Below are 22,119 nucleotides of genomic sequence, written 5' to 3'. Positions count from 1 at the left end.
GTTCGTTGTTCGCAGTTAGGACGCCGGCATTACTGTCTCGCACGCGCGATCTACATGTGTAGCGATCGCGCGTGCGTCGCTGCCTTTTGCGGGACACACGTCGTCCGCGCCCTGGGGTCCGCGTTACGATGCGCCCAATGCAACGCAACAGTCGAACCGATGCGCCCGATCGCAATCAAGACGCACGTGCCGCATCGTTTCGGGCAGTTCTGAAACATGAGGTGGGCTATCGACACGCGAGATAACGATTCCGTGCGTGCGATTCGCTGCGCGGTCGCCGCCGAACTGATAGGGTACGGTCCGTCGGATAAAGATCGCGTTTTTATCAAAATGCTCACCGACGAAATTCTCACCGTCGAGTCCACGAATCCGTTGGGCGGAATCGCCGTCGAAGTGGTCTCGGCGCCGGACGGAGCGATTTTGGAATGCTGGGGCCAAGGCGACCCGTGGTATCGGCGCGTCTACCCGCTCATCGACGGCCTTTTAGATTACCTGGGGCACGAGATGGAGATCGATAAATCGGAGCAGGGAAACCACGTTCGGGTGCACTTTCGCTTTCGCCTTGACAAACAATCGGGCCCGGCGTGAGCGCTCCGACCGTCACGGTCGTGATCCGAACGACGGGCGAAGCAGAGCGCGTCCCGCTGCTTCTTCGATCGATCCCATCCGCGCTCTCTCAAGCTGACGTCGATGTCACACTCGTGCTGGTCGTCAACGGCGCATCTTTCGACGCCGAGTTCTTTTGCCGCGCGCAGCATGACGAACGCATATCGGTCTTCTACATAGACAAACGGGATAGCGCCATTGCAACCACCGTCGGCCGATCGCTCGTTTCGGGATCATTTTTCTCGTTTATCGACGATGACGATGAGTTTCTACCGAATGCCCTTCGCTCTCGAATAGCCTATCTTCTCGAGGATCCAACTGTCGATTGCCTGGCGACAAACGGCTACTATTTCACGCAGGGGACGCGGCGCCACGTATTCCCAGACGTGCGGATGTTTCACGATGATTACGTGCTGCCGTTGCTCTGCGGGAAGAACTGGATGGCATCAAACGGTGCTACCTTCCGCACCCGGACCGTCGGCCAAAAGTATTTTGACAACGTTTCACAACACTGCGAATGGACGCTCATCGCATTCCGCGTTGCGCTGGAGCGACGCGTGCGCTTCGTCCCGGAAATGACCTTTAACGTCTACGATACCCCAGGCTCGTCCTCGAAGGATCCCCGATATGTACAAGGGGTCGCAGAGATGTTTGCGCTAATGCTTCGCGAGCAACCGCCGGCACGGTATCTTCCGTACATTAAACGCGAGTACATGAGATCGCTCCATTGCGTCTGCTCGTATGCCCGCATAAACGGCGACTGGGAGACCGCATGGCGCTACTACCGCGCGACGCTCGCCCAGAGAGCCGGATGGAAGTATCTTCCCTACGCCGCATTACTGCTGGCAAAGTATCGGCGTCCGGCGCGGGACTTATGGCCGCTCAAGGGCATCGGAGCATCGTGGTGAACCGCAAGCGTACGTGTGTCGTCATCGGAAGCAGCGCTCGCGCCGGATCTCTCTGCGAGCTCCTCGCGGAAGCCGGTGACTGGCAACCGATTCGATACTCGGGACGCAGTGGGCTCATTCGCGCCCTCATTGGGATTCGCAGTACACAAGCGCTGATTCTCGATTGCCGCGAGGTGCCGCATTTTCTCTTGACGCAATCCGCGGCCAATAGGAATATTCCAATACTGTTTCTGTGGGATGCCGCAGGGCTGGAGACGATCGCTCGGTCGCCGGAGGCACTACTAGCGGCCTCGCACGAGGCCTCGATGCACCTGACCATGGATGCGGAGATCCGCGATCGGCTTCTCACCCATGGCATTCGTGCCGGCCACATCCGACCGGCCGATGCCGCGTCCCTGACCGAGCGCTTAGATGCGGCGGTTGCGGCGGCGCACGCTACGGCGACGGGCTTGCGCGTAGCCGTCGACGGGCTCCCGTATTTCGCCAAACAGCTGCTCGACGTACATCGCGACGGGTCGTTTGGCAGCGCGGCCACATACCTGCGGACCGCTTCTAAATTGGAATCCCTGGTTGCCGCGTGGTATCTGGCGCGAGCGCACGTTTGGTATACGATCGGCCCGCCGCCGAATAAATCGAGGCTGGTAAGCATCGTGGGCCGGATATTACGCAAACGTCAAATATTTCACTGGGTGGGCACCGACATCGTGCATCTGCGTTCGAGCCCAAACTTGCAGCGCAAGTATTCTTCGCGCGCATACACCCATTTAGCCGAAAACGACGGATCTGCGGCCGAGCTTCGCGACATGGGGCTTCACGTCCACGTCGCCCCATTGCCGGTCGCGACGCTGCCGACCCGCGTGGCCCCGATGCCGGCGACGTTTACGCTGCTCATGTACGTTCCGCCATCGCGCAGCGAACACTACGGCGAGATGGAATATCTACGGCTTATTGCGGACCTCAAGCAGCCAGACATCCGATTCTGCTTTGTCGGCGGCACGCTCCCGATAGCTGCGGCATCGGATTCCCGCGTTTTCAACTACGGCACGGTCGCAAACATGCAGCCGATCTACGATGCAACAACCGTACTCTTGCGGCTGACACGCTCCGACGGGCTCTCGTTCATGGTTCTCGAAGCCTTGGCCGCCGGCCGATATGTTTGCTGGTCCAAGCCGCTGGAGGAGTGTGAATACGTCACCGATTACGAAGATCTAAAAAAGAGCGTTCTCCGGCTTTACACGCTGCACAACCTCGGTCGGTTGCCGGCTCGCCAAGACTCCGCGCGCAGAATAGGGGAGCGCTATTCGGCCGAAGCCGCCCTAGCGGCCATCGAAGCGTTCTGGGAACGTACCGGGAGGCTTCGCTCGCTATGTTGCGGTGCCGGCGATCCGCTCGACAAGCGTCTTGCTCAGGCGGGGGGGGAGAAACGAGATACCCCTGTGATTCAAAGAGCATTCGAAATGGCGTTTCGCCTACCGTCCTGGAACATCGGCATCGTGAGATCCGCCAAGCGGACGGACTTGCGAGCGGACCTATTAAAGACGGGCAGTCTTCCGGCCCCTATGTGGTTGCCGCCTGCGCCGGGTTTAACATTTCTGGCGGATCCCTTCGTCTGGGAACGAGATGGACGAACGGTCGTGTTCGCGGAACTCTTCGATTACCGCACCGGTAAAGGGCATATCGGCGCACTGGACATCACCAGCCCCGACGGTAGCGGCGAATGGCATCCCATCATTCGCGAGCCTCACCACCTCTCGTACCCCTATTTGTTTCAGGTCGACGGTTCGCTCTATTGCGCGCCCGAAGCGAGCGCCTCGGGCCGGCTCACCGCCTTCGCGTGCGTAGATTTCCCCTATCGATGGGAACGCGCGGGGACGCTGTTCGATCAGCCGGCGATCGATGCGTCCATCGTCTTTACCGGCGGGCTGTGGTGGCTCTTCTGCACGTTTCCCCAGGATTCGAGCGGCGGCTTGCATGCGTTTTGGAGCCGGAGTCCCATGCGCGGTTGGAGCCCCCATAGGCTGAATCCCATAAAGGTCAATTCGGCGAATTCGCGCCCGGCCGGTGCGCTATTTCACTTGGATGGCGCGCTCATTCGCCCCGCGCAAGATTGTTCGCAGCGCTATGGGAGCGCCGTCGTGCTCAACGAAGTTCGAGTCCTTACCCCGAATGAATTTTCCGAAATTCCTCGAGCACGCATCTCGCCGCACATCGAATATCCGGCCGGCTTACATACCGTCAATGCAACCGGCTCGTGCATCGTCGTCGACGGACTCAAAGACTATTGGGAACCGCGCAAGCCGTTTCTTCTCGCGCGTCGCGGCTTTCGCCGTTTCGGCCATTAGGGGTCACCCGAGCAACTAGGACTTTCGCCGCCTTCGGACCGGCAGGCTTGCCCACAATGCCCTACGTGTTGGGCAATTCCGTTCTCCGTGTCGCCCGGATCGTTCGCTATCCTTAGTGCATGAACCGCAATGAAGGTCCCTTGTTGTGATTGCGATCGAAGGGCTAACCATCGTCCTTTGTCTCGTGGTGGCAATCGCGTTGGTGCTGCGTTTTCGCGCTCGCTCGGCGACGAACGCGGGAACCCGGCCGGCTCTATTCGTCGGCACGCACAACAATGCGAGAATCATCGCCCGCTTTTTAGCGAGCAATCCCTACTACGGGTATCACATCGTCAAAGAGTATGCCGACGGTTTACGCGTTTCCCACAGAGAGCCCGATGAAGCGCTGAAGACCGTGCAACTTGCCCTACACCACAGCGGTGCATGCTGCGTCTTTATCGAGCGCGCGTTCATGCGCGTAAAGCCGATCGTGGAAAGCGCCGTCGCCGGCATCGACCGGCCGCCGCAGATTAAGGTCGTGAGTAATCCCGCAAATTTGCTCTTAGGAGCGCAGGACGTGTCCTTCGTATGCGACCTCGGATCCCAGGAATTGCTTCAACGTGGCCCGGTCCATATCGATCTGCGCAACGTCGGAGAGTGCATCGAGAACCAAACCGTGCTTGTCACTGGTGCCGGCGGCTCGATCGGTTCGGAACTCTGCAGACAAATTAGCGTTTTCAACCCCGCGCGACTCATTTTGGTCGGGCATGGTGAAAACAGTCTGTTTTCGATCCAGCAAGAACTCGCATTACATTACGGTTTTACTCGCGCGGTGCCGGTGCTTGCCGACGTGGCCGATGCGGCGCGAATCCGCAGCGTGTTTTCCGAATATCGACCGTACATCGTGTTTCATGCGGCCGCACACAAGCACGTCCCGCTCGTGGAAAACAACATTTGCGAAGCGGTCAAGAATAATATCCTGGGCACCCATGTGGTGGCGCTTGCGGCCGCCGCGGCCGGTTGCGCAAAGCTCGTCCTTCTCTCCACCGATAAAGCCGTCCAACCATCGAGCGTCATGGGCGCGACCAAGCGCGTCGCGGAGCTGATCTGCCAGTCGTTCGCTCACCGGACGCCCACAGAATTCGTATCGGTGCGCTTTGGGAACGTCCTGGGCAGCCGCGGGAGCGCTCTTTCCCTCTTTAAGCTGCAGATCGATAACGGCGGGCCGGTAACGGTAACGCACCCGGCGATGGAACGCTACTTCATGAGCATTCCCGAAGCCGTCTCTCTCGTACTTGAGGCGATGGCCATCGGGCGCGACGGCCAAGTGATGGTTTTGGAAATGGGGAAACCGGTCAACATCACGACCCTTGCAAAAGCGTTTATCCGTCTGCTCGGCCTGCGCCCGGGGACCGACGTGCCGATCTCCTATACGGGAATCCGACCCGGCGAAAAATTATACGAAGAGCTGCTCACGGCTCAAGAGGGCCTTACAAAGACCCAGAACGAGGGGATCCTCGCCGCCCAACAGGAGCAGCTCGACTATCAGGTCGTGCAGGCGGCGATCAAGGATTTCCGTTTCGCCATCCACGTTAGCGACGAGGCCTTGATTCTCAAAACGTTGCGAGCGCTCGTGCCGTCCTTCACTCACGATGACCGCGTGATAGCCGCGCAACCGACAAGCTCGGACGTGCCGCAGGAAGTCGAACCGAAAGAGCCTCCGCGCGAAGTTCAGCCTGCGATCGCCACTCCAGCCATCCTGCTTACAGATGAGGTTCGCATCTAATGAGCGCTCTGCCCGTCATTAAAGAGCAGCATACCGTTGACGAGGGTGCCACAGCGGCGCAGCTCCAACAAGGCATTTTAAACCGAAGCGCGGTTATCGGCGTCGTCGGCATCGGATACGTCGGGCTTCCGCTGGCGGTGGAAAAGGCGAAGGTCGGCTTCCACGTGCTCTGCTTCGACCGCAACGCCATTCGCGTCGATCAGGTCAATCAGGGTTCGAATTATATCCGCGATGTGGACGATGCCGACCTGATCGGCGTCGTATCGAGAGAGTTGCTGAGCGCGACCACCGATTTCAATCTCATGCGCGAATGCGACGTTTTGGTTATATGCGTGCCGACGCCCCTAACGATCAACAAAGACCCCGACATTTCCCACATCAAAAACGTAGCCGGCGAAATCGCTCGCCAGTTACGCCCGGGCCAGTTGGTCTGCCTGGAGAGCACGACGTACCCCGGTACGACCGAAGACGTTCTGCTGCCGATTCTCGCTGCGAGCGGGTTGGTTGTCGGGAGCGATTTCTTCCTGGCGTTTTCACCCGAACGCGTCGATCCCGGCAACAAGCGTTATACGACCAGAAACACCAACAAGGTTGTAGGCGGCGTTACGAGCCGTTGCCTCTCGGTCGCACAAACCTTCTACGAGCAGACGATCTTGCACGTTCTACCCGTCAGCAGTCCCAAGGTGGCGGAGATGACGAAGGTGTTCGAAAACACCTTCCGCTCCGTGAATATCGCGCTCTCGAACGAGCTCGCGCTGCTCTGCGACAAAATGGGCATCAACGTGTGGGAAGTGATGGATGCCGCGGCAACCAAGCCCTTCGGAATCATGCGCTTCAGCCCGGGTCCGGGTGTCGGCGGGCATTGTATTCCGCTCGATCCATTCTACCTCGCATGGAAAGCCAAGGAGTACGATTTTCGAACGCGGTTTATCGAACTCGCCGGAGAGATCAATCTCTCCATGCCGCATTTTACCTGCGAAAAACTGATTCGCGCGTTGAATACCAAGAAAAAGGCACTATGGGACGCTCGCATCCTGATGATCGGCGTGGCCTATAAAGCCGACGTCGAGGACTGGCGCGAATCGCCCGCTTTACACTTGATGGATATCCTCGAAAAGGGAGGGGCGTTCGTTTCGTATCACGACCCGCATGTGCCGAGTTTTCAGGACGGGCACGGGCGTCTGCGTACGTCGGTGCCGCTCTGCGAAAAGGCCCTGCGTGAGGCGGATTGCACGCTGATCGTCACGGACCATGCCGTTCTCGATTGGAACGCCATCGTCGCCCACTCGGATCTTATCCTCGACACTCGCAACGCGTGTAAGAACGTCGTCGAAGGCCGCTCGAAGATCGTGCTCTTATGATGACGGCGTACGCTCCGCGCATCGGCGTCATCGGAGCCGGCTACTGGGGATTACAGCTCATTCGCAATTGCTCGGAGCTCGGCGTGCTGGTTGCAGTATGCGACGCCAGTGCCGGACGGCTGGAGGCCGTTACCGCGCAGTATCCGCAGTGCGCGGTCTATCAACACCTCGAAGCCCTCTGGCACGCCCCGCTGGATGCGGTCGTCATCGCTACCCCAGCCGAAACGCACGCGGAGCTAACGCACGCAGCCATCTCGCATGGGAAACACGTCCTAGTTGAGAAGCCGCTCGCGCTTCGGGTCGAGGACGGTATCGCGATGGTAGAGCACGCGCGCGAAGCCGGAGTCCAGCTCTGCGTCGGCCACCAGCTCCTGTATCACCCCGCATTTATCGCCTTACGCGAAGCCGTTCGCGCGGGCGAGATCGGCGATATCCGGCATATCCGATCGCAGCGTTGCAGCCTTGGAAAATTGCGAAGCCGTGAGAGCGTCTGGTGGAGCTTCGCTCCGCACGACTTGGCGGTCATCCTGTCCTTATACGAGGACGAACCGCTCGCCGTAGCCGCCAGCCACAGCAAAGTGCGAGGCAATCGCGCGGCCGATATCGCATACGCGGACTTCGTCTTTCCGCACGGGCGGTCGGCGCACGTTACGGCAAGTTGGTTCGACGACCGCAAACTGCAAATCACGCAGGTGTTCGGCTCCCGCGGCATCGCGACGTTCGCCGACAGCCGTCAGGGCGCAACGGTGACGATTAGCGACATCGCCATCGGCACCGATGGCTACGGGGAACCGACCATCGAGCGCCTGGGCGAACGCCTCGTGCCATATCAGCCTAGCGAGCCGCTCGAGAACGAACTTCGAGCCTTCATCCACGCAATTGTCCACGCAACGCCGGCACTTTCGTCCGGGCGGCACGGCCTCGCCGTGCTAAGGGCGCTGAGCATGGCCGATTGCGCGGCCACTACAACCGAACCGATCGAACGAATGGAGTACCAACTTCAGTGATGAGTGCTATAGCTTCACAAGCCGGCGTGTTTATTCACGAATCGGCCTACGTAGACGAGCCGGCGACGATTGGAAACGGCACCAAAATCTGGCATTTTTCGCACGTTATGAAAAACGTCCAGATCGGCGAAAACTGCAGTTTCGGGCAAAACGTCTTCGTAGCCTCGAACGTACGGATCGGCCGCAACGTTAAAGTCCAAAACAACGTGTCCATCTACGAAGGGGTCGTTCTGGAGGACGACGTGTTCTGCGGCCCCAGCATGGTCTTCACGAACGTGCTGACGCCGCGATCCGGCCACCCGCGCAATCAATCGTCCGATTATTCCATAACGCGCGTCCGACGCGGTGCGAGCATCGGCGCCAACGCGACGATCGTATGCGGCCATACCATCGGCGCGCATGCGTTTATCGGCGCCGGCGCCGTCGTCACGAGCGATATTCCCGATTATGCCATCGCCCTCGGATGCCCGGCCCGGATCGTCGGCTACGCGTGTGAATGCGGGCTGCGCCTGCAGTTTGAATCCGGGCGCGCGCGATGCCCGGGATGCCCCCGCGAGTACGAGCGAGCCGGGGAACTGGTGAGCGGGATATGACGACGCTACCGATCGTCGATCTTACCACCCAATACGAGATCCTCGCTGCCGAGATCGACGCGGCGGTTAAGGGCGTCTTTGGAAGCGGCCATTACATCATGGGCCCCAACGTCGCGGCATTCGAGCGCGAAATAGCCCAGTACATCGGTACGCCCTTCGCCATAGCCGTCAATTCCGGAACGGACGCGTTGCATCTGGCTCTACGAAGCCTCGGAATCGGCCCCGGCGACGAAGTGATCACCACGCCGTTCACGTTCGCCGCCACGAGCGAAGCGATTGGAATCGTCGGGGCGACGCCGGTCTTCGTCGATATCGATCCGGAGACGTATAATCTCGATCCCTCAAAGATCGAAGCCGCCATAACGCGTAAGACTCGGGCGATTCTGCCGGTCCATCTCTACGGCCGGCCGGCACCGATGGTTCCTATTATGGAGATCGCGCGCAAGGCACAGCTCTTCGTCGTAGAGGATTGCGCCCAGGCCATTGGTGCCCGCGTCGGCGGCCGCCAAGTCGGCACCTTCGGCGATTTCGGTTGCTTCAGCTTCTTCCCGTCAAAGAATCTGGGCTGCTATGGCGACGGCGGGTTGCTAACAACTGCATCCGAAGATCTAGCGGAGCAAGCGCGGATGCTACGCGTACACGGTAGCAAAATCAAATACTCACATAGTAGCCTAGGAATCAACAGCAGGCTCGATGAGGTGCAGGCCGCCATTTTGCGCGTGAAATTGCGGCACCTGGACGGATGGAACCTGGCGCGCCGCGCCGCCGCGTCGCGTTACGACGTGCTATTAGCGGAAGTCCCCGGGGTGAAAATCCCGACGCCCGACGGCGACGGCCAACACAGCGTGTTTCATCAATACACCGTCCGCGTAGATGACCGCGCTACCGTACAGTCAAGTCTGGCGAAGGCGCAGATTCAGAGCATGGTTTACTACCCTATTCCGTTGCATCTGCAACAAGTCCACGCCGACCTCGGCTACACCCTGGGCTCGATGCCGCATTCCGAAAGAGCTGCGCAGGAGGTTCTGTCGCTCCCGATATTTCCGGAATTATCGAGCGCCGACCAAGTTCGCGTAGCGATCGCGCTGCAGGACGCGCTGGCGATATTGGATCCGGCATGAACGTCGTGACGGTTATCGGGGCCCGCCCGCAGTTCATCAAAGCTGCCGTGATGTCGGCTCACCTACGGACCCGCGCGCGCGAGATCACGGTTCATACCGGGCAGCATTACGACGCTCAAATGTCACAGGTATTCTTCGATGAGTTGGCGATGCCGGAGCCGGACTATCATCTCGGTGTCGGCTCCGGCGGGCACGGGGAGCAGACGGGCGAGATGCTCAAACGGCTCGAGCCGATTCTGCAACAGGAACGTCCCGACATGGTGCTGGTATACGGCGATACCAATAGCACGCTCGCGGGAGCTCTTGCCGCCAGTAAGCTGCAGATTCCGATCGCCCATATCGAGGCCGGGCTCCGATCGTTCGACCGATCGATGCCCGAAGAAATCAATCGCGTTGTAACCGATCATCTTTCAACGTTGCATTTCGCTCCGAATCAGCGAGCCAAAGCGCAACTCGAATCCGAAGGCATACAAGGCGCGGACGTCACCGGCGATCTGATGATCGATCTGCTGCGATTGACGCTTCCAACGCTACGGGCCGGCAATACGGTGATTTCCAACTTACGGCTCCTGCCCAAAGAGTACGCGGTCGTAACGATCCATCGGGCCTCGAACACCGATGACGAGGCCCGGTTTTCTCGCATCGTCAAGGGCTTGCGGGCGATTGGAATACCGGTCGTCTTTCCCGTCCACCCGCGCAGCCGAGGCCTCGCCGAGCGTTACGGCTTGGGCATACCGAACGGTACGATCCATATGTGCGCTCCGCTATCGTATCGCGGAATGCTTTCCGTCATGCGCGATGCCAAAGTGATTCTCACCGATTCGGGCGGAATCCAAAAGGAGGCACATGCCTTGGCCGTGCCGTGCGTAACCTTGCGCGAGACGACCGAATGGACCGAAACGCTCATTAACGGCTGGAACGTCCTTGCGGGCGACGACCCCGCGGCGATCCGGGCCGCCGCGCTTCGCCCGTCGCCTAGCGTACCCCCGGCGCCCTATTTTGGCCAGGGTTACGCCGCGCAACAGATCGGCGACATCGTGCTTCGCAGACGGCCAAGCGCGCGAGCGGCCCAGGAGCTCTTCGTATGATGCTCGGAGTTCGTCGCCAATGGGCGCTCCCCGACAAACCCGCGACCCTCGTTGGGTTGGGGGTAGCGGGCTTCGCATTGGTTCTGTGCTGGATACTCCTGGGCGGCTCGAAACACTCGTATGCGGCCGCTGTCGCCCTCGCAGTCTTCCCCTTCTGCTGTTATCTCGCGGCGTATCGTCCGATGATCTTCCCGTTTGGTTTGTTCGCGCTGCTCTTACCGTTTGACAATCTTTTGGACTTTTCCACCTTTGGAACGCTTACCAAGCTCATTGCCGGCGTCTCGGCGATTTGCGTCTTTTTGTGGACGGTGCGCGAGCGCCGTTTTATCGCGCCGCCTCACGCCCTTTTCGTATGGATCGCCTTCTTGGGGTGGGCGGCAGCGACGAGCTTCTGGGCCCTGAACGTGACCGACGCAATACCGATGCTCGTAACCTATGTGTTACTGATCGGTCTTTTTGGGGTGATGTCCGTCGTAGAGATATCGCAACAGGACCTCTGGTTCGTTTTCGCTGCGGTTGTGGGCGGCGGGCTCATAGCCGCGATTTACGGAGCTTATTACTATCATACCCATGCCGTGGGTCTTCAGGCGGGTGATCTGGCGCGACTCTTTGTCCGGGTCGGCGAAAACCGCTCCATCGATCCCAACCACTTCGCAAATGGGCTGCTGCTCCCGCTAGCGCTCGTTCTCACGATGTTTTGGTCGGCAAAACATCTTCTTCTAAAGGCCGGATACTGCGTGGTGATCGTGACCATCCTTGCGGCAATGTATTTTGCCGCATCGCGAGGCGCGTTTGTGGGCGTGGCAGCCATGTTCGCGTTCTTCCTATTCTACGGGCGCCACCGGCTACAAACGGTCGTGACCGCAACGCTGGCCGCCCTCGTCGGCGTCGCCTCGGGGAGTAGTATCGTTCAACGCTTCGCGGTGGCCGGGTCCTCCGAGGGTGCCGGGCGCCTTTCATTGTGGCGAGTCGGCTATCACGCGTTCACAAAACGCTGGCTTTCGGGCTGGGGAGTGGGCAATTACCAAAACGCCTACGACGCCTCTTATCTTTCGGTCTATCAGGATCATCCGAACCCTTGGCATTTTAACGCTCACGATCTCATCGTTTACAGCAGCGTGGAATTCGGAATCATCGGCCTCATCTTAGTGTTGGCCGGGTTTGTGTCCGCATTTCTCATCGTCCGATCCATTGGGAAGGACCACCCGTTGTTCGATTTTCGGATTGCGGTTCAAGGGGCGATCATTGCCATGTTTATCGTGTCGCTGACGGTGGACGTCCTCTGGTACAAATACCTCTGGATGGCCTTTATCGCGGCGGCGCTCGTACGTTCCGCGGGGAGGCGCCATGTTCACCGGCACGGCCCCTAAAGATTCGCCGACGGCGATACCCTTCTTCCGGCCCTCGATTAGCGAGAGCGATATTGCGCGCGTTGCCGAGTGCCTGCGTAACGGCTGGCTCACGAGCGGGTCGCGGGTAGCGCTCCTCGAGAGCACCTTTGCCGAAATGGCCGGCGTTGAGCACGCGATCGCCGTTAACAGCTGCACCGCGGGAATACTCCTGGGCCTTATCGCCCTCGGCGTCGGCCCCGGTGACGAGGTGATTCTACCGTCCCTCTCGTTCGTTGCCGCGGCGAATTGCGTGATTCAGCTTGGAGCGACTCCGGTTTTCTGTGATGTTTCGCCGGAGACGCTTTCCTGCAGCGCCGCCACGATCGAACCGCATATTTCTGCTTCGACCAAAGCGCTGGTCGTGATGCAGTATGCCGGGGCACCGATCGGCATCGCGGAGATATGCGCCCTCGCAAAACGCCACGGCATCGCCATGTTGGAAGACGCAGCTCTCAGCGTCGGGATGCAAGATCGCGGTAGCTGGGCCGGCGTACATTCGGATGGCGCGGCCTACAGCTTTTATGCGACCAAAAATGTCACCTCGGCGGAGGGCGGGATATTCGTAACGCAGCGAGAGGACGTCGCGCAACGGGTGCGCAGCCACGCGTTGCACGGCCTATCGCGAGATGCGTGGAATCGCCACCAGACGACTCGGCCCTGGCAATACGACGTCGAAACGATCGGGCACAAAGCCAACCTGGCGGATCCTCTGGCGGCGCTGGTCCTCTCGCAGCTCGGGCGCCTAGAAGAATTCCAGGCACGGCGCGATCGGCTCGCGCGCCTCTACAACCAGCTCTTCGAGCGGGTCGACGGGATTGAACCCGTTTCCCCCGCGCTGGGTCCCGCAGACCGTCACAGTTGGTGCTTCTACGCCGTGCGGATCGATCCGGAAAGGACCGGCTACACGCGGGATGACGCCATCGAATATCTGCGCGCGCGCGGCATCGGCACGAGCGTTCATTATATCCCCACGCACCGGTTCAGCGCTTATGCGGCGTTCGCCGGCGCCGACGTGCCGGTTACCGAGCGTGCCTTCCCGCAGCTGCTCTCGCTACCGCTATTTCCCGACATGAGTACGGCCCAGGCCGAGCACGTTGCCCTCACGCTAAAGAAGACGACTGCAGTCGCTCGCCTGGCCGGAAAGCGGGTAAGAATTTAACCCTTCCTTTACGCTATCTTTACGCAAATAGTCTTGCTTGCTGGCTTTAGAGATCCGTAGCCCCGTCCGAAGACTCGGGTATGAAAACCTGGTCGGCGGCACTCGCCATTCTTATGCTCAGCGCTTGCGGTGGCGGCGGTGGTTCGGGGGCGTCCTCCGTGCCATCGCTCCCCAACATGGGCGGATCCGGCGTGGGGACCGGAGGCGGCACCACCACAGGCGTTAATCCGACGCCCACCCCGACAGGCGTTAAGCCGGCGCCCACCCCGACAGGCGTTAATCCGACGCCCACCCCGACACCGCCAAGTCAAACGGTAGCGGCAAGTCCAGGCTGTCCAATGTTCCCAGGTACAGCAGGAGGCAGTAGTGGTGGATGGTTTCATACCAACGTAGCTTCTGCCCCAATGGATAGTAATTCAAATGCTTACATTAAAGCTTACGCAGATGTAAGTAATGCAGGATTTAATATCTGGGCACCTGTTGCACCATATGTTAATATCGTCTCGACCTCCACTCCCCTTTTGCCCATCTCTAGTTCACGTCATCAAGCCCAGTATTCACCCTGGTCAATGCCTTGGGGATTACAAACCAGTGGGGCTATGACTCAGATCGAAAGCAGTACTGGTGCTGATGGTCATTACCAAGTAATGACGACCGCGGAAAACGGAAACATTCCTTCCTGTACTTTATGGGAAGCCGGCTATGCCGTTAATAATGGATCGTCTTTTAGTGTCTATAACTCTGGAAGATGGAACACTAGACTACCGTTTTCGCCAACGCTCCAAGGAGGATCAACGGCTGATGCTAGTGGGATCCCATTAACTGCGATGACGATTAAGCCTGAAGAACTAGCAGCGGGAGTTATCAATCACGCATTAGGTTGGAGCGCGATCGGCTGTGAAAAGCAGATGCCATTTAACCCTGCTATCTCTGTGCTGCCAAGCGCAACCGTGGGTGCCGGCTGCATGCCATATAGCGGACCATCGGGCGATACACCGATGCCATACGGTAGCCATATTAGGCTTAAAGCATCTTTTAATGATGCTGGATTTACCCCCGCAGCTAAAATTATCGTAACAGCACTGAAGCAGTATGGGGCATACCTGTTCGATACCGGATGCTGTAACGTTCTAGATGCCTCTAATGACCAACACGGTAGTATCAGCACTTACATAAATGCAACAGTAAATCAAAATCTAAATACGATTGTAATTAAAGACTTTGATGTAATATCGCCACAAAATAGCAACGCACCAAACTGACGTGTAGAGGTTTTCCAAGCCGCGGATGGCTGTGAGAGTTGATTGAGTTCGAAAAGCGCCGCGAACTCCCTCGGCGTCCGATAATCGAGCGATCCTGAACTATAATAAGAAGGCGCGACTGTACGTTTCGGGGCAGCAGACCGATGCCAACGTGCGCCTCTACAGTTTGGCGACGTACTACCTCGTCGCAATCAGAACATGTCGTACGACTACGAGGCAGGCCCGAGGGGTCGCTATATCGCGACGAACAAGTCAACCTCGGGTCGCCGCTGCAAAGCGTTTCGCAAGTCGCCGCTACGTGGTCGCAAACCGACTCGGCATACGAGCGGTCGTTCTCCAACGGCAAAATTTTCGTGAATCCGAGCCAGTCGCAAACGACCGCGATCGCATTGCACAAAACGTATCAAGAAGTTACGGTTCCCGGTGGATCGATCCAGGCCGGAGGCACCATGCGCAAGGTGCCGGTAACGAGCATCACGCTAGCATCCGACCAAGCGGCGGTTTTCCTGAGCCAATAAGCATTTAGCGCTTGCTCGAACATCACTCGTTTGAAATTAGAACTTCCTTTCTGATCTACGAGGTATCCCTCATTCTGTCAACAACCACCCACCTCAAGCACTCGCGTCGCGATCGTTCCCCTAGTACTGAGACCAGTATTGTTGGCGACATCATCGACACGCGGCCTAGGGCCCGGCGCAGTTGCTTATCTCACCCATCGTCCACCCGCTCAGCGCGTTCGAGCGTTCGTCGCATTCGGAGATCGCATGAACAATCGACGAATCACTACGACCTTTCAGCGCCATGTCTCAGCGAGGCGATTGGTGCCCAACACCTTTGTCGGTCACGATCATTTGCTGACCATCACTTACTGAATTTTTTTCGGGAGACTCACCAATGATTCGACAAACCCTCATCAACGTTGGCGCATGCCTACTCGTAGTCTGTTCCGGGTGCGCCCAAAACGCGGCCCAGCCGACTTCGGTCATACCATCGGATTTACGCTCGACAACCACACAAGCCGTGTCGACGTCGGCCCTGCCCCCGGCACTCGCCGCCGGATACGCTCCGATGCCGATGGACAAATATACGACCGGCTTTAAATGGGTGACGACGCAGACAGCTTCCGAGGTTCCTACGCTTGAGGATGCGGGCGATTACACCGATTTCTACATATCGTCCATCCGCGAGCTTCCAAATTATGGCGGCACCGAGCCCGCATGGAGCACCGTGAATCTCCATGAGGATGCTTTTCAACATACGTCGGATCCGGCTACGCTAACGCTCGTGCCGTCCGCTTCCGCTGTGACGCTGAATTGGAAGCCCGATGCACGCGGCGTGACGATCGGTGGATATGCGATATATAGGGGCACATCCGCAACATCGCTCTCTCATGTCGCGACCGTCGCAGCCGGGCAAACATCGTATAAGGTAACCGGCCTGGCGCTTGGGCAGAAGTACTTCTTTAGCGTTCAAAGCATCATCGGCGGCGCGTCGACCCCCTATTCGTGGGCGGAATCGGCAGTAGCCTCGGCGCCAGGCACGCTGAACCTCGATTCACCGAGCTACTCGCTCTCAGCTCAGCCCGCTCCGGGACACACGGTGACGTTGAGCGTTTCGGTGCATGGCAGCTCGAGCGGCGCGCACATGGTCTTGCAGACCGAAGTCGCGCCGACCACGACAACGAAGCCCGTATCGACGTCGATGTCGCTCGGCTCATCGAACGTTTACCACGGGGCGGTTACCGTGAGCATTCCTAGCGGATTCTACGGCGGCATCGCCTATCGAGTGGTGGATACTACGAGCGGCGTGTCCTTACCGGCCGCCGGCCAATCCTATTATGTAACATCCCCTAACAACCGTCTGCACTTCGGCCGCTATGCAAATAACTATCTGATGAATCCCGCCTCGCCGGCATGGCAGAAGCTGCTGGCTTCCTACATCACTTCAGTAGCCCAATCCGGTAAATATAAAGGCGCCCTCCTCGACGATACCGACGAGTATTTCGTCCAGACCCGCCCCGACGCGTTTCCGTACGGCTATTCGGACCAGCAGTATCTCTCCGGTGTCGCGGCACAATACGTCGCTTTACGTGCGGCCGTTCCGAGCACCATTCAGATCTCTGCAAACGGTTTTTCCAACCCCTCCGTCGCTGCCGCTTTGGCGCCGCACGTCAATGGTGTGGAAGTGGAAGAATTCGCCTACGACGTTAGCAGCTGGCACTATGCGCCGACGTCGTACTGGATCAGTACGATGAATAACGTCTATAACATCGCGCAGAACGATCATCTAAAAGCGCGCGTTCTCTCCGACGGGTCGACCGACGCGGGAGTCCGGTCGTACATCTTCGGCTCGTACCTCTTGGTGTGCAGTCCTAACACCTACTACGATCTCGAAACGTCGCTGGGCATGGGGCAAACATTCCCCGAACTTGCAGCGCCCCTGGGCAGCCCCTCGCAGACCTTCAGCAACATCAGCGCCGCGTGGGTCGCGGCCCACGGTGCCTACGAGCGGCACTTTGCCAATGGTTGGGTGATCGTCAATCCGAGCCAGTCGGCATCGACCGCAACGATCGCGGTACCGGCGGGATACAGCCGTTTGGTGATCAATGGCGGCTCCCTGGAGCAAGGCGGCACGACGTCCTTGCAGACGGTTTCAAGCGTCAAGCTCGGTCCGGATCAAGCGGCGATCTTCGTCGGAAAATCCAGTACGGCGCCTACGGCTACACCTACGCCTGCCGTAACGGCAAGCACTACACCGGGAGCGTCACCTACGCCTGCGACAAGCTCCTCGGCGAATCTATTTAAGCCGATCTCACAGGGCACATCGTATACGAGCAGCGTGTTCACATTAGCCGCCGGCAATCCGTCGGGCCTGATGATGAGCAGTAGCCCAAGCGGGATCTCCGGAGGCGTAGGAATCACCGTCCCGGCGGGTGCGACGATCACCCACGGCTGGCTCACCGCTGCGGGCGTCCTATCCAAAACGTCCTGGCCATCGGGCACCTATACGATTCACTACGCGATTGACGGAGCGAACACTGCGCTGACCCTCTCCAAAGTGGAAGTACTGCGCGTCAGTTCCACGGGTTCGTCCGTCCTTTCGGTGGTGGGTTCTCAAAGCGCGTCGCAGGTGCTCAAAGCCGCAACCTACACCTACAGTATTCCCGGAGCGGGACAACCGTCGACCGCTACCAACAATCTGTTAGGAGTACGCTTTACGGTAAGAAACGCAAGCACCAGCCCGCAGAAGTTTTACTTCCAGGTGGGCCCGAGCGGAACGGCGACGGTGCAAGCGCCGTGGTAAGCGCAGACCGTTAAGAAGGACGGTCTAATACGATCGCAGCTTGGCCGGGCGCTAACGCCATACGATTTATGGGTGTTAGCGTCCGGCTTTCCGGGTTTGTATCTACAGAGAGTGCGTAACGCGTCGCTTTGAATTCGACTGGTTGGCAACCGCCGCTCCCCGGGGGACAGACGAATACCGTCGCATTCGCATAGCGGCGCGCGTACATGCCGACTGAGGAGTCGAAGAGCTGCGCAAGCGAACGGGGACGCGCGACGGCGGGCGGCCCGAGACCGACGAATAGATCGGGAAACGTCGTCTGCGTTAACGCGCTGATCCCATAATACAGGCCGCCGTTGCGGTCGTCGAACGGCGCATACTTGAGCAATTCGTAGACGGCGAAGCTATATTGGCGGGCGAGCGCCGAGCGGGACGTGAAGTTTTGGTTACCCGTGGGGATCATCCAGACGATGCGCCCCGCGCGCAAATCGGCGAGCATGTCGGACATCGTTCGGCGCCAACCGGCCAGAGTCGCGGGATACGGCCCGCCCACACCCGCCGACCAAGGAACGTCTTCGTAAATTCTCCCGTCCCCGGAAAAATCTGCGCCTTGTGGGCCGCCGTTGAGAATCGTTTTGATGCCGAGATGCGCGAGCGCGGCGTGCGCGGATCGTGGCCATTCGACGCTATCGCAACGGTACACATCGGCATTCGTCCACATGGACGGATTTTGCTCGGGATAGGTTTCGGGCCGCAGGCGAGCGACCGTATCCACGATGTCGTCGAGTTCGATCGCATCGTTATTCAGCCGCTGATGTAAGTAACCGATCATCCGGATCGCGTCGCTGCGTTCTTGCGGCGAACAGTCGTTTAATATCCACGTATGATCGTTGTAGCGCGGGAACGCCGCGCGATTATTCGGATTGTCCACCCACCAGTCGGTACAGCCGTTTTCGGAGCAATAGCGCAACGCGACCGAACCGAACCAGTGGCCCCGGCCGCCCACCGGCAGGCCCGTAGCAATCGCCCAATGCGTGGGCCCTCCCCGCATCGGCACGGACTCAATCGCACTTTCCGCTCGTGGATGATAGAGGTACTCCAGCCGCGGAGCGACCGCAGAACCGATCGAGTCCACGCTACCGGTAAAGAACAGCATGCCGCCCGAATCGGGCGTGCGAGATGGGAGCGTGAATACAGGCCGCACCAAACCGCGATCCTGGCACGACGCGGGAACTCGGCTTCCCGTTCGATTATCGATCGAGGTGTACGGCACGTCGTTTCCGTCCAACACACTGTTGACGAAAATGCGCGCCGACGCTCGGATCAGCGCTGAAGGGTGATCCGTTGCGGCAGTTGACGCGAGTAATTCGCCGCGACGGCCATAAACGTTGTACCGCTGCGGTTGCCGTGCATCGGGTAGCCACGTCCACGCACACCCTAAACCGGAGCGCTCTCCCGAAAGCATCCCCGGATCGCCGACGTGTACGAAATCCTGCTCGTGGGTTTGCATCCAAGGCAGATAGCTATTGGGATTGGGCGGGCGATAGGCTGTGTCGAAGCGCAGCGACGAGAAGTACACGGCATGAATGGCGGCCGGGTTCACGGACCAGAACTCGTCGGCTTTTTGCACGGTCTGAGCGGTCGCCAACGAAAACGCCTTTAAGCCCGCGCCCCCCGGCAGGTCGGGCAGAAAGGTCGCGAGGGCGGCGGAGGGCGGCGCGGCGTCGCGGCTTTGGACGATCGTAATCGGATTCCCGATCGCATCGAAAGACGGCGCCCGCACCGCCGCGCTCTCCACCAGAGCAAGCGCGGCTCGCGGGTGCTGCAGCGCGCTGCAGGCCATCCCTACGGCGCAGGTGCCGACGCAAAGGACGAACGCCCGCAGAAGAGTTGGCATGGTTCATATCTTACATCGGCAACCCGAAAATGCGATGGACGCTCGGCCCTTCGATAGGTCTCAAAAGTCCCACGGCTCTGGCGCAATTTTGAGGCATGCTACAAGCGTGGACCAACGGATTTCTGTTGTGGGTATTCAGCCCGCACGTACCGGCGACTGGGAAGACGCGCAGCGCGCCTCTCCTCCGGCGACGTTCTTTGCGACCACCTCGTGGGCTGCCGCCTGTGCGGCTGCCTTTCCGGGGCTTCTCAGTTCGCCCGTGCGCGTGCGCTTTTCGGACGGAATGGAATGCATTCTCCCGTTAATGCGCTCGCGGTCGCGCCTGCGGCTTAACGAATACGCGGGCATGCCGCTGGGTTCGTACACTGCATTATTACCCGTGACCGGCGGCGAACTCGTACCGGCGCACTACGAATCGCTGGTTCGCGCACTCGGTTCGATCGGCGACAGAGTGGCGCTGACGCTGTGGCCGCTGGACCCGGGGCTTCCCCCGGCCGGCGATCCATGCTTTTCCACGGCCGCCGTCGATTTGACCGCCGGGTTCGAAGCGGTCATTGCCGGATGGGACGGCCGGGCTCGCCGCATGGCGGGGCAAGCGTTTCGGCGCGGCGTGAGGTGTGAAATCGATCGTTCCAGCGATGCCGTCGGCGCGTACTACGCGCTGCTGTGCGATGCCAGCGAGCGATGGGGATTGGATAAGCCCGCCATTCCGGCCGCGTTATTCGAAGCTTTGCACGGGTCGTCTGATGTTGAGTTCTGGTTCGCGAAGCTCGACAATCAAGTGATTGCCGGCGGCGTGATGCTGTACGGACGCTCGGAAGCGTTTTTCTTTTCGGCTGCGATGCGCGCCGAATTCGGCACGATGCGTCCCAGCAATGCGCTCAACTCCGCCATGATGCAGCAGGCCTGCGCGCGCGGTGTTCGCTGGTATAACCTTGGTGCCAGCGAAGGGCTCCCGGGCGTCGAGCGCTTCAAACGTGGGCTCGGGGCGCGCCTGATCGCATATGGGACGCATCGATCCCAGTCTGCGCGCTCGGCCTTGGTGGAGCGTGCGAAGCAGCTTCTGCGAGTTCGAGCCTCATGAGAAACGCACTGCTGCTCTCGTATTATTTTCCGCCGGAACCCGAAGCGGGAGCGCTACGCGCCGGTTATATGAAAAAATATCTCTCCGAGCTTGGTTGGAATGTCGACGTCGTATCGAGAGAGCTTGCCGGGTGTCAGTCGACGGCTGACGTGGTCCGCGTACGCGACCGCTTAAGCCCGTCGAAAGCCCGCACGGTTGTGGCCTCCCCGAACGTTCCAAAACGAAGCTTTGCCGGAGCCATCTTACGTGAGAGCGCAGGCTTTTTATGCTTTCCGGACCGACAGGTCGGTTGGCTTCCGGCCGCGACCTCCGCCGCGACTCGGCTGATTGGGCGCAGGCAATACCACGCGCTGCTCTCGACCGGGCCGCCGCACTCCGCTCATCTCGCCGCAGCCTTGCTTTCCAAACGTTTCCGCATCCCTTGGGTCGCGGATTATCGCGATCTGTGGACCGGGAACCCCTACCAAAACGTCATACGGAGCGGCCCGCTTTCCGCCGTCCTCGAGCGAACCGTCATGCGGTATGCCTCAAGCATCAGCATCGTAGCGCCGGCACTGCAGGACACATTGAAGCGCTTGTTGCCCGCGGCATCGATTCACGTGATCCCCAATGGGCCCGACGTCGTCGCCGAGGCTCCGATCGAGTCCTCGGCGCCCACGGCATTCACTATCTGTTACACGGGGCTCCTGTACAACGGTAAGCGTTGCCCCGATCCGCTCTTCGCCGCAATCCGTCAACTACGAGACCGGCAGCACGCTGCGGGACGTCTCGTAACGACCGATTTCTACGGTCCCGACGAGATTTACATTCGCGAGCGCGCGCAAGCGTTCGACGTCGCCGATTGCGTGAATGCGAGCGGCATCATTCCTCGCGACGAGGTCGTGCGCAAGCAACGTCAGGCCGCCGTGCTTCTCATCCTGCTCAACATGGACCCGCGTACTGCCGGCGAATTCGGAAGCAAGATTTTCGAATATATTTCGGCGCGCCGCCCCATCCTTGCGATCGGACCCGCGAACAGTGTCCTGCGGCCCTTGCTGCAAGAAAGCGGCATCGGTCTGTTCGCGGCAGACGCCTGCGCGTGTGCCGACGCACTCGTGCAACTCTACGAGGGCTATCAAAGCGGCCGGCATGAATTCGTACAGAATCCCCAGTGGAAGCCATTCGACGCTCGTCAAATGGCACGCGCGTTCGCCGGCCTGTTGGATTCGGCATCCACGGCGGCGATTCGTGAAACGTAAGATCGTCTAGGTTCG

Annotated in this window: 17 protein-coding genes; 16 read left to right on the top strand and 1 reads right to left on the bottom strand. The window is 59.5% G+C overall.

Translation table 11 applies throughout. The features are described 5' to 3' along the window. Positions 1–216: 216 nt before the first annotated feature. The 14 genes from VMW12_05490 to VMW12_05425 all read left to right on the top strand — a co-directional run bounded on the left by VMW12_05490 (position 217) and on the right by VMW12_05425 (position 17,906). The gene (locus VMW12_05490) at positions 217–588 is read left to right on the top strand and encodes a hypothetical protein (protein ID HUZ49181.1); all 372 of its coding nucleotides are present in this window, start codon (positions 217–219) and stop codon (positions 586–588) included. Beyond that, the gene (locus VMW12_05485; GenBank protein HUZ49180.1) at positions 585–1,514 is read left to right on the top strand and encodes a glycosyltransferase family A protein; all 930 of its coding nucleotides are present in this window, start codon (positions 585–587) and stop codon (positions 1,512–1,514) included. The genes VMW12_05490 and VMW12_05485 overlap by 4 nt, the downstream gene beginning before the upstream one ends. Next, positions 1,511–3,856: a hypothetical protein gene (locus tag VMW12_05480; GenBank protein ID HUZ49179.1), complete on the top strand. Its 2,346-nt coding sequence runs from the start codon at positions 1,511–1,513 to the stop codon at positions 3,854–3,856. The genes VMW12_05485 and VMW12_05480 overlap by 4 nt, the downstream gene beginning before the upstream one ends. Positions 3,857–4,001: 145 nt before the next feature. Next, positions 4,002–5,621 carry a nucleoside-diphosphate sugar epimerase/dehydratase gene (locus tag VMW12_05475; protein ID HUZ49178.1) on the top strand — a complete coding sequence of 540 codons (1,620 nt, stop codon included), beginning with the start codon at positions 4,002–4,004 and terminating at the stop codon, positions 5,619–5,621. Continuing rightward, positions 5,621–6,982 (top strand): nucleotide sugar dehydrogenase, encoded by a 1,362-nt coding sequence (locus VMW12_05470; protein HUZ49177.1) that lies wholly within the window; start codon positions 5,621–5,623, stop codon positions 6,980–6,982. The genes VMW12_05475 and VMW12_05470 overlap by 1 nt, the downstream gene beginning before the upstream one ends. Then, complete coding sequence (locus VMW12_05465) at positions 6,979–7,989, top strand: Gfo/Idh/MocA family oxidoreductase (GenBank protein HUZ49176.1); 1,011 nt, start codon at positions 6,979–6,981, stop codon at positions 7,987–7,989. The genes VMW12_05470 and VMW12_05465 overlap by 4 nt, the downstream gene beginning before the upstream one ends. Further along, entirely contained in the window at positions 7,989–8,582 is a 594-nt protein-coding gene (locus VMW12_05460; protein HUZ49175.1) for an acyltransferase, read from the top strand. Before VMW12_05465 ends, VMW12_05460 begins: the two co-directional genes overlap by 1 nt. Beyond that, a complete protein-coding gene (locus tag VMW12_05455; protein HUZ49174.1) occupies positions 8,579–9,703 on the top strand; it encodes a DegT/DnrJ/EryC1/StrS family aminotransferase in 1,125 nt (374 codons plus the stop codon). The genes VMW12_05460 and VMW12_05455 overlap by 4 nt, the downstream gene beginning before the upstream one ends. Next, positions 9,700–10,791, top strand: coding sequence for a UDP-N-acetylglucosamine 2-epimerase (non-hydrolyzing) (gene wecB, locus VMW12_05450; GenBank protein HUZ49173.1), 1,092 nt, complete (start codon positions 9,700–9,702; stop codon positions 10,789–10,791). The genes VMW12_05455 and wecB overlap by 4 nt, the downstream gene beginning before the upstream one ends. Next, positions 10,788–12,161: an O-antigen ligase family protein gene (locus VMW12_05445; GenBank protein HUZ49172.1), complete on the top strand. Its 1,374-nt coding sequence runs from the start codon at positions 10,788–10,790 to the stop codon at positions 12,159–12,161. The genes wecB and VMW12_05445 overlap by 4 nt, the downstream gene beginning before the upstream one ends. Then, a complete protein-coding gene (locus VMW12_05440; protein ID HUZ49171.1) occupies positions 12,139–13,341 on the top strand; it encodes a DegT/DnrJ/EryC1/StrS family aminotransferase in 1,203 nt (400 codons plus the stop codon). The genes VMW12_05445 and VMW12_05440 overlap by 23 nt, the downstream gene beginning before the upstream one ends. A gap of 404 nt (positions 13,342–13,745) precedes the next feature. Then, entirely contained in the window at positions 13,746–14,603 is an 858-nt protein-coding gene (locus tag VMW12_05435; GenBank protein ID HUZ49170.1) for a hypothetical protein, read from the top strand. Between the two features lie 353 nt (positions 14,604–14,956). Then, positions 14,957–15,121 carry a hypothetical protein gene (locus VMW12_05430; protein ID HUZ49169.1) on the top strand — a complete coding sequence of 55 codons (165 nt, stop codon included), beginning with the start codon at positions 14,957–14,959 and terminating at the stop codon, positions 15,119–15,121. A gap of 502 nt (positions 15,122–15,623) precedes the next feature. Next, entirely contained in the window at positions 15,624–17,906 is a 2,283-nt protein-coding gene (locus VMW12_05425) for a fibronectin type III domain-containing protein (GenBank protein HUZ49168.1), read from the top strand. A 10-nt stretch (positions 17,907–17,916) separates the two neighbouring features. On the opposite strand, the gene VMW12_05420 is transcribed toward VMW12_05425, so the two are convergent. Further along, on the bottom strand, positions 17,917–19,782 hold the full coding sequence (locus tag VMW12_05420) for a hypothetical protein (protein HUZ49167.1): 1,866 nt from the start codon (positions 19,780–19,782) through the stop codon (positions 17,917–17,919). Between the two features lie 106 nt (positions 19,783–19,888). Here VMW12_05420 and VMW12_05415 point away from each other — a divergent pair, with 106 nt between their 5' ends. After that, on the top strand, positions 19,889–20,866 hold the full coding sequence (locus VMW12_05415) for a GNAT family N-acetyltransferase (GenBank protein HUZ49166.1): 978 nt from the start codon (positions 19,889–19,891) through the stop codon (positions 20,864–20,866). After that, the gene (locus VMW12_05410; GenBank protein ID HUZ49165.1) at positions 20,863–22,104 is read left to right on the top strand and encodes a glycosyltransferase; all 1,242 of its coding nucleotides are present in this window, start codon (positions 20,863–20,865) and stop codon (positions 22,102–22,104) included. Before VMW12_05415 ends, VMW12_05410 begins: the two co-directional genes overlap by 4 nt. Positions 22,105–22,119: the final 15 nt, after the last annotated feature.

The sequence above is a fragment of the Candidatus Dormiibacterota bacterium genome (assembly GCA_035532835.1).
In the GTDB taxonomy this organism is placed as follows: Bacteria; Vulcanimicrobiota; Vulcanimicrobiia; order Vulcanimicrobiales; family Vulcanimicrobiaceae; genus DAHUXY01.
This window is presented reverse-complemented; position numbering and strand designations above follow the sequence as displayed.

What these genes read in the sequence shown, in the direction of transcription:
- VMW12_05490 (HUZ49181.1), top strand. Translation starts at nt 217, where the DNA reads ATGAGGTGGGCTATCGACACGCGAGATAACGATTCCGTGCGTGCGATT.
- VMW12_05470 (HUZ49177.1), top strand. Translation starts at nt 5,621, where the DNA reads ATGAGCGCTCTGCCCGTCATTAAAGAGCAGCATACCGTTGACGAGGGT.
- VMW12_05465 (HUZ49176.1), top strand. Translation starts at nt 6,979, where the DNA reads ATGATGACGGCGTACGCTCCGCGCATCGGCGTCATCGGAGCCGGCTAC.
- VMW12_05460 (HUZ49175.1), top strand. Translation starts at nt 7,989, where the DNA reads ATGAGTGCTATAGCTTCACAAGCCGGCGTGTTTATTCACGAATCGGCC.
- VMW12_05455 (HUZ49174.1), top strand. Translation starts at nt 8,579, where the DNA reads ATGACGACGCTACCGATCGTCGATCTTACCACCCAATACGAGATCCTC.
- wecB (HUZ49173.1), top strand. Translation starts at nt 9,700, where the DNA reads ATGAACGTCGTGACGGTTATCGGGGCCCGCCCGCAGTTCATCAAAGCT.
- VMW12_05445 (HUZ49172.1), top strand. Translation starts at nt 10,788, where the DNA reads ATGATGCTCGGAGTTCGTCGCCAATGGGCGCTCCCCGACAAACCCGCG.
- VMW12_05440 (HUZ49171.1), top strand. Translation starts at nt 12,139, where the DNA reads ATGTTCACCGGCACGGCCCCTAAAGATTCGCCGACGGCGATACCCTTC.
- VMW12_05435 (HUZ49170.1), top strand. Translation starts at nt 13,746, where the DNA reads ATGGATAGTAATTCAAATGCTTACATTAAAGCTTACGCAGATGTAAGT.
- VMW12_05420 (HUZ49167.1), bottom strand. Translation starts at nt 19,782, where the DNA reads ATGCCAACTCTTCTGCGGGCGTTCGTCCTTTGCGTCGGCACCTGCGCC.
- VMW12_05410 (HUZ49165.1), top strand. Translation starts at nt 20,863, where the DNA reads ATGAGAAACGCACTGCTGCTCTCGTATTATTTTCCGCCGGAACCCGAA.